At 69.8% G+C, this 7,508-nt stretch carries 8 protein-coding genes; 7 read left to right on the top strand and 1 reads right to left on the bottom strand.

Annotated elements, in window-relative coordinates; all coding sequences use genetic code 11:
- The first annotated feature begins 104 nt into the window (after nt 1–104).
- The 7 genes from AC50YM_RS20415 to AC50YM_RS20385 are packed head-to-tail and all read left to right on the top strand — an operon-like array spanning nt 105 to nt 7,067.
- Complete coding sequence (locus AC50YM_RS20415; protein WP_494958756.1) at nt 105–869, top strand: ABC transporter ATP-binding protein; 765 nt, start codon at nt 105–107, stop codon at nt 867–869.
- Entirely contained in the window at nt 866–1,678 is an 813-nt protein-coding gene (locus AC50YM_RS20410) for an ABC transporter ATP-binding protein (protein ID WP_494958755.1), read from the top strand. Before AC50YM_RS20415 ends, AC50YM_RS20410 begins: the two co-directional genes overlap by 4 nt.
- The gene (locus AC50YM_RS20405) at nt 1,675–2,550 is read left to right on the top strand and encodes a branched-chain amino acid ABC transporter permease (RefSeq protein ID WP_494894482.1); all 876 of its coding nucleotides are present in this window, start codon (nt 1,675–1,677) and stop codon (nt 2,548–2,550) included. The genes AC50YM_RS20410 and AC50YM_RS20405 overlap by 4 nt, the downstream gene beginning before the upstream one ends.
- A complete protein-coding gene (locus AC50YM_RS20400) occupies nt 2,547–3,791 on the top strand; it encodes a branched-chain amino acid ABC transporter permease (RefSeq protein WP_494958754.1) in 1,245 nt (414 codons plus the stop codon). Before AC50YM_RS20405 ends, AC50YM_RS20400 begins: the two co-directional genes overlap by 4 nt.
- Nucleotides 3,788–5,491, top strand: a complete 1,704-nt coding sequence (locus tag AC50YM_RS20395) for a class I adenylate-forming enzyme family protein (protein WP_494958753.1) — start codon at nt 3,788–3,790, stop codon at nt 5,489–5,491. The genes AC50YM_RS20400 and AC50YM_RS20395 overlap by 4 nt, the downstream gene beginning before the upstream one ends.
- Entirely contained in the window at nt 5,488–6,165 is a 678-nt protein-coding gene (locus tag AC50YM_RS20390; RefSeq protein ID WP_494958752.1) for a TetR/AcrR family transcriptional regulator, read from the top strand. Before AC50YM_RS20395 ends, AC50YM_RS20390 begins: the two co-directional genes overlap by 4 nt.
- The gene (locus AC50YM_RS20385; protein WP_494958751.1) at nt 6,162–7,067 is read left to right on the top strand and encodes an alpha/beta hydrolase; all 906 of its coding nucleotides are present in this window, start codon (nt 6,162–6,164) and stop codon (nt 7,065–7,067) included. Before AC50YM_RS20390 ends, AC50YM_RS20385 begins: the two co-directional genes overlap by 4 nt.
- 1 nt (nt 7,068) lies before the next feature.
- Here the strand turns inward: AC50YM_RS20385 and AC50YM_RS20380 are convergent, their stop codons facing one another.
- Complete coding sequence (locus AC50YM_RS20380; RefSeq protein ID WP_494958750.1) at nt 7,069–7,350, bottom strand: hypothetical protein; 282 nt, start codon at nt 7,348–7,350, stop codon at nt 7,069–7,071.
- Nucleotides 7,351–7,508: the final 158 nt, after the last annotated feature.

The raw sequence follows: 7,508 nt of genomic DNA, 5'->3' as shown, positions 1-7,508 counted from the left end.
CCCCCAGCGACACACGACTCCTCCCCCGTTTTCCCTCCCCCCCCCCCCCCCCCCCCCCACGCCGGCGGGACAGCCACGACTCCAGCGAGCCACGAAGGATCCGAATGAAATCCCCAGCCCTGCCCGCCCTTGCGGTGGACGGCCTCGGCCTGCAGATCGGCGGTGCCCGCATCCTCCAGGATGTGAGCTTCGCCGTCGGCACCGGCGAAATGATCGGCGTCATCGGCCCCAACGGTGCCGGCAAGACCACCCTGTTCAACCTGATTTCCGGTGTAATGCGGCCCACAACCGGCACCGTTACGCTGAACGGCAGGGAGATCACGGCCGCGCCGATCCACCGCCGGGCCAAGGCAGGGCTGGGCCGGACCTTTCAGACCTCCAACCTGTTTCCACGGCTTAGCGTGCTGGAAAACGTCCGGCTCGCCGCCCAGGCCAAACTCGGCGGCAGCTTCAGCATCCTGCGCTTCCCCTCCGCCTCCGACGAAGCCACCCGGATCGCCCGCGGCACCCTCGCCGAAGTCGGCCTCACCGGCCAGCTCTCGACGGCGGCGGGGGACCTCTCGCACGGCGAGAAACGCAAAGTGGAAATCGCCGTGCTGCTGGCGACCGATCCCGCCGTCGTCCTCCTGGACGAACCGATGGCCGGCGTGGCATCGGGGGACGTTCCGTCCCTCAGCGCGATCATCCGCGGCCTGCACCGGGACCGCGGCTGCACCGTGATGATGGTGGAGCACCACATGGACGTGGTCCTGGGCCTCGTGGACCGGGTCGCCGTGATGCACCACGGCAGCCTGCTCGCCCTCGACAGCCCGGAGGCCGTGATGTCGGATCCGACTGTACAGAGTGCCTACCTGGGAGAACCCGTATGACCGCCGCAGCGGAAGCCCGACCCATCCTCACCATCCGTGGTCTCAACGCGCACATTGCCGGGCAGCAGGTCGTGGAGGACGTCTCCTTCACCGTCCCGGCCACCGGCATCACCGCGCTGCTGGGCCGCAACGGCGTCGGCAAGACCAGTACCATCAAAGCCATTATCGGCCTGATCGACCGCACCGGTGCCGTGGAGCTCGACGGCGTGCGGATCGAGAAGGAGCCGACGTTCAAGATCATCCGCAGCGGGGTGGGCTACGTGCCCGAGGACCGCGAAGTCTTCTCCAAACTCACCGTTGCGGAAAACCTCCGGCTCGCCGAACGCGACGCCGCACCGCGGCGCCAGCTCGTCGAGGACCTCTTCCCGGACCTGCTGGCCCGGTCCGCGCAGATGGCGGGCACCCTGTCCGGCGGCCAGCAGCAGATGGTTTCACTGGCGCGCGCGCTGCTGAACACCAACAAGATCCTGCTCGTCGACGAACCCACCAAGGGCCTGGCCCCGAAAATCGTCGCGGAGGTCGCCGAGACCCTGGCCGAAGCAGCCAGGACCGTCCCCATCCTGCTGGTCGAGCAAAACCTGCATGTGGTGCGCCAGCTCGCCGGGGGAGCCGTCGTCCTCTCCGGGGGCCGGGTGGTCCACACCGGCAGCGCCCTGGACTTCCTCGACGACGCCGACCTGACCCAGCGCCTGCTGGGCGTCTCCGCCGAGACACACACCGGGACTGCCGCCGGGTCACCGGCCGGGACAACCGCCGGGGCACCTGCCGGGACTGCCGCCGGGAAACCAGCGAAGGGCGCCGCCCAGTGAGTACCGTCGTCCTCCTCCTCTTCACCGGCCTCGGCCTGGGCGCCCTGTATTTCCTCGTGGCCGCCGGCCTGTCCCTGATCTACGGGCTGATGGGCGTGCTCAACTTCGCACACGGCGCCTTCCTCACCCTCGGCGCCTTCACCGGCTGGGAAATCGCCCGACGGACCGGCTCGGACAACTGGGGCACGTTCCTGCTCTCGCTGCTGGTCGGGGCCGCGGCCGGAGCGCTCTTTGCCGCCTTCACCGAGTTCGTGCTGATCCGCCGCCTGTACCAGCGCCACATCGAGCAGGTCCTCATCACAGTGGGCCTTTCGCTCGCAGCGGTGGCCCTCTTCGACGGCATCTGGGGCACCGACCCGGTGTTCATCCAGGGGCCGGCCTGGTTCAAGGAGACCACCGAAATCCTGGGCGCCCGCGTCCCCAACGACCGGTTTGTCTGCATCATCGCCGCCGTCCTGGTGCTGCTGGCCCTGGTGTTCTTCCTGAAAAACACCCGCTACGGCATGATCATCCGGGCCGGCGTCGAGAACCGCTCCATGGTGACGGCCCTGGGCATTGACGTCCGGAAGGCCTTCACCCTCGTCTTCACGATCGGCGGCGCCGCGGCGGGCCTGGGCGGGGTCCTGGCCTCGCACTACTTCGGCTACGTCTCGCCGATGCTGGGCGGTTCGCTGCTGATCTTCGCCTTCATCGTCACCGTAATCGGCGGACTGGGCTCGCTGACCGGCGCGGCCATCGCCGCCGTCGCCGTCGCCGTCCTGCAGCAGTTCGCGAACTTCTACCTCGGCGGCACCGGAGACTTCGTCGTGGTGCTGGCCCTGGCGCTTGTCCTGCTGTTCCGTCCCTCCGGTCTGCTCGGGAGAACCTCATGACCACCGATACCGACGCCACCAACCCTGAAACGGACCTCACGGCGGATGCCCCCGCGGGGACACGCCGCGCCGCCGACGCCGACCGGCCAGGCGGTCCCGCCCGGCCGCGCCTGACCCGCCGGACGATTGCCGGCGCCGCCGCAGGGCTCGCCGGCATTGGGCTCCTGGTCCTGCTGCCGCTGCTAAATCTGTCCCTGCCCGGCGTGCTGCCCGGACCGACGTACACGCCGGGATCCCTGCAGCTGCTCGCAATGTGCATGCTGATGGCCGCCGCGGCCCTGACCTACCACCTGCTGCTCGGAGTCGCCGGGCTGCTGTCCTTTGGCCATGCGCTGTACTTCGGCGCCGGCGTCTACGGGCTGGCGATCATCCTGCAGAACCTGGACATCCCGCTGCTGCCCGCGATGGGCCTGACCCTGCTGATCGTGATCGTGCTGGCCCATGTGGTGGGCAGTATCAGCCTGCGGGTCAGCGGCATCCCCTTCGCCATGGTCACGCTCGCCTTCGCGCAGGCCGGCTCGGTGATTGTGGGCCGCAACCCGGAGGGCAGCACCGGCGGAGACGAAGGCCTGACGCTGCGCACCGATAACCTGCCGGACTTCCTCGTGGGCGTGGTCAACACCCGCAACCTGTACTGGCTGGCCCTCGCGGTGCTCGTGGCCGTGTTCATCGTCGTGACCTGGGTGCAGTCCTCCCGCGCCGGCCACGTCGCCGCGGCGGTCCGCGAAAACGAACTCCGCGTCCGGGTCCTGGGCCTGCAGCCGTACCTCGTGAAGCTGCTGATCTTCGTGGTCTCCGCCATTCTGGTCAGCATCATCGGCATGGTGTTCCTGCTGCTGCAGAGCGGCGCCGTCCCGCGCGCCATGTCCGCGGACCTGACCATCACGCTGCTCGTGATGGTGGTCCTGGGCGGTGTCGGCTCCCGCTGGGGCGCCGTTATCGGTGGCGTTTTCTACACCATCCTGGACCAGCGCCTCACCACGCTGGCGAACTCCGACGCCATCAACGCGCTGCCGGACATCCTGCGGGTCCCGCTGTCCGAACCCCTGTTCATCCTGGGCACCCTGTTCATCCTCGTGGTGCTCTTCCTGCCCGGCGGCATTACGGGCACTGCCCAGCGGCTGACCCAGCGCCGCACGCGCCGCGGCGGGCAGGCTGGCGGCGGCAGTACTGCCGGCGGCGCAGCCGCCAGAGGTCAACGAACCGAAACGTCCCGCGAGATCCTTGAGGAATCGGCATGAGCACGACCGGAACCGGACGGCCGGACGGGCTGCACACCCTGGGCCGCTGGACCACCGACCGCAGCCTCGCCACACCGCAGCGGATCGCGATCGACGACCGCGGCTGCACCCTGAGCTACGGCGAGCTGGAACGCCGGGCAGCGGGACTCGGCGCCGGCCTCAGGGCTGCCGGCTACGCCACCGGGGACCGGATCGCGACGCTGACCGGCAACAGCTCGGACCACGTGGTGTTGTTCTTCGCGTGCGCCAAGGCCGGGCTGGTCCTGGTCCCGCTGTCCTGGCGGCTCTCGCCCCGGGAACTCGCCGCGCAGCTCGAGCTCGCCGACCCGCAGCTGCTCCTGGTCGAGGATGAACTGGATTCCCTCGCCGCGCGGGCGTGCACGCTGCTCGCGCACCGGCCCCGGACGGCAGCGCTGGGCCCCGGCGGGGTTGAAAAGTCCGTCCCCCCGCCCTCGCGGCGCACGCCGGCCACCGTACCGGCCACCATGCCAGGGCCAGGCCGGGAAGTGCGCGACGACGACCCGCTCCTGATGGTCTTCACCTCCGGCACCGAGGGGACCAGCAAAGCCGCGGTGCTGACCCATGCCAACTGCTTCTGGACCAACCTTTCACTGTCCCGGACGCTGGACCTGGGCAGCACCGACGTCGTGCTGGCAGTGCTGCCGCAGTTCCACGTCGGCGGCTGGAACATCCAGCCCCTGCTGGCCTGGTGGACCGGCGCCACCGTCGTGCTGGAACGCGGCTTCGAACCCGGCCGGGTCCTGCAGCTGATCGCGGAACGGGGCGTAACCATGCTGATGGGAGTCCCCACCCAGTACCTGATGCTCGCCGAACACCCCGACTTCGCCGCCGCGCAGCTCGGCAGCCTCCGGCACGCCGTGGTGGGCGGGGCGCCAATGCCGGCGCCGCTGCTGCGGATCTGGCACCGCAGGGGAGTGGCGCTGAGCCAGGGCTACGGACTGACCGAGGCGTCACCGAACGTGCTCTGCCTGGCCAACGAGGACGCCGCCCGGATGGTGGGCTACTCGGGCAAACCGTACCCCCACGTCGCCGTCGCGGTGGCCGATCCGGTGACCGGGGACATCCTGGACGGTGCCGCTACCGGGGAACTGCTGGTGGGTGGCCCGGGGGTCTTCGCCGGCTACTTCCGCGATCCCGCGGCTACTGCCGCCGTCCTGGTCGGGGACTGGCTGCGGACCGGGGACCTGGTGGAGCGCGACGCCGAGGGCTACATCAGAGTGGTGGACCGGCTCAAGGACATCTACATTTCCGGCGGCGAAAACGTCGCCCCCGCCGAGGTCGAGGCGGTGCTGCTGGCCCATCCGGCGGTGGCGCAGGCCGCCGTCGTCGGGGTGGAAGACGAACGCTGGGGTGAAACCGGGATCGGCTTCGTGGTGATCAGGCCCGGCATGGCCACCGATGAGCAGGATCTTCTGGAGCACTGTGCCGTCCAGCTCGCGCATTTCAAGGTTCCCGCCCGGATCGAGACCGTCGCTGCGCTGCCCCGCACGGCGCTGAACAAGGTACTCCGCGCCCGGCTCCGGCAGCAGCTGGAAGGTCGTCAACTGGACGGACGGCACGACGGCGCCGCGACCGACCTGCGCGCGCGCGAACTGCCCCCGGCCGAACTGAACCCGGCCGACCTGCCTGCAGCCACCCTGCCCCTGGCCGGCATGCCTGCAACCGGGAGCCAGCGGTGAGCGCCGCACCGCGCACCGCAAGGGGCACCCGCACCCGGGCCAAGCTGCTGCAGGCCGCCGAGACGGTGTTCGCCTCGGTCGGCTACCACGAGGCCTCGATCGTGAAGATCACGGAGGAGGCCGGCGTCGGCCTCGGCACCTTCTACCTGTACTTCGAGGGGAAACAGGCCATCTTCGACGAGGTCGTCGAGGACCTGAACCGGCGGGTCCGGCACGCCATGACCGACGCCGCCCGCTCCGCCGGCACCCGGCTCGCGGCCGAACGCGCCGGGTTCCGGGCCTTCTTCCAGTTCACCGCCGAACACCCCGCGCTGTACCGGATCATCCGGCAGGCCGAGTTCGTCTCACCCGGGGCGCTGCGGCTGCACTACACCCGGATCGTCAACGGCTACATCGAAGGGCTCAAAGCCGCGCAGCTCACCGGCGAAGTCCGGGCGATGGACCCCACCGTGGCGGCGTGGGCGCTGATGGGCATCGGCGAGCTGATCGGCATGCGCTGGGTGCTGTGGGACGAGGAAGGCGCAGAACCCGCCCAGGGCGCCCGTCCCGATGTCCCGGAGGAGGTCTTCGAGGAAATGATGCAGTTCATCGAGAGGGCGCTCGCCCCCGGCCCGGCCGCAGCCCCCACCCCCGCCTCCGAATCTATTCCGCCCCAGGAAGGGACAGACCCATGACCCAGGCAGCCAGCAACGCACGTTACCGGACCACCGAGGTCGAGGTGCGCGGTGGCACCCTGCACACCGCGCTCTGGGGGCCCGAGGACCCGGCCGCCCCGACCATCCTTGCGGTGCACGGCGTCACCGCGTCCCACATGGCCTGGCCGGCGCTGGCGGAGGCCCTGCCGGAGGTCAGGATCATCGCCCCGGACCTGCGCGGCCGGGGGCGCAGCAACGCGCTCCCGGCGCCGTACGGTATGCCCTCCCACGCCGAGGACCTCGCTGCCGTCCTGGCCGCGCTCAGCACCGGCCCCGTTGTCGTCGTCGGCCATTCCATGGGCGCCTTCGCCGCGGTGGTACTCGCGAACCTGTTTCCCGAGCGGGTGCGGTCCCTCGTGCTGGTCGACGGCGGCCTGCCGCTACAGGTGCCGGCGGGGCTCAGCAACGAGCAGATCGTCGCCTCCGTGCTCGGCCCGGCAGCCGAGCGGCTGAACGCCACCTTCGTCAGCCGGGAGGCGTACCGCAGCTTCTGGAAACAGCATCCGGCCTTCAGCGCGGACTGGAGCCCGCTCGTGGAGGAGTACGTGGATTACGACCTCACCGGCGACGAGCCGGTGCTCCGGCCGGCCACCCGCTACCAGGCAATGGCTGACGACACCGCCGAGCTGCACCGCGGAGCCTCACTCCTGAAGGCATTGGATGAACTCGCGGTGGAGACCCTGGTGCTGCGCGCGCCGCGCGGCCTGCTCAACGAACCCGGCGGCCTCTACGCGCCTGGCTACCTCGATACCTGGGCGGAGAAGCTGCCCGCCCTGACCGTGCGCGAGATCCCGGGCGTCAACCACTACACCATCGTCATGGGCGGGGCGGGAGCGGCCGCCGTCGCGGGCACGGTGCGGGAGGCGCTGGCGGTCGCCTAGTTCAGGCGGCCGACTCGAGGATCCGGGTTTTCGGAGCGCCCTGGAGGGCGGCGGCTGCCGCCGGGGACGTCCAGACGTTGGCCTGAAGTTTCGCCAGCAGCGCCTCCGCCTGGGCGCGCTGCTCGAAATCGAGTTCGACCACCACATAGTGCGGGTCCTCCACCGGCCGGCTGATCCGGTGCGCAGTCACCCCCGACGCCGCGCGGTTAACCGGATCACGGTCGAACGCGGCCTTCCACAGGCCAAAATCCTTGATCCCGTGCTCGATCTGCAGCGTATACATGGCACTCAGTCCTTCCGGTGTCTTTCCCTGGCTGTGGGGATGTTCCACGCTAGTGTAGCGTGTCGTTGATTCCTTTGGGTCTGATTGTTTGTCAGACTTGATTCATGGTTTATCTGGCGAAGGCATTGGAGTTGCGTGACGGGGACAGAGGCGCCCTG

The sequence above is a fragment of the Pseudarthrobacter sp. RHLT1-30-1 genome (assembly GCF_059383415.1).
This window is presented reverse-complemented; position numbering and strand designations above follow the sequence as displayed.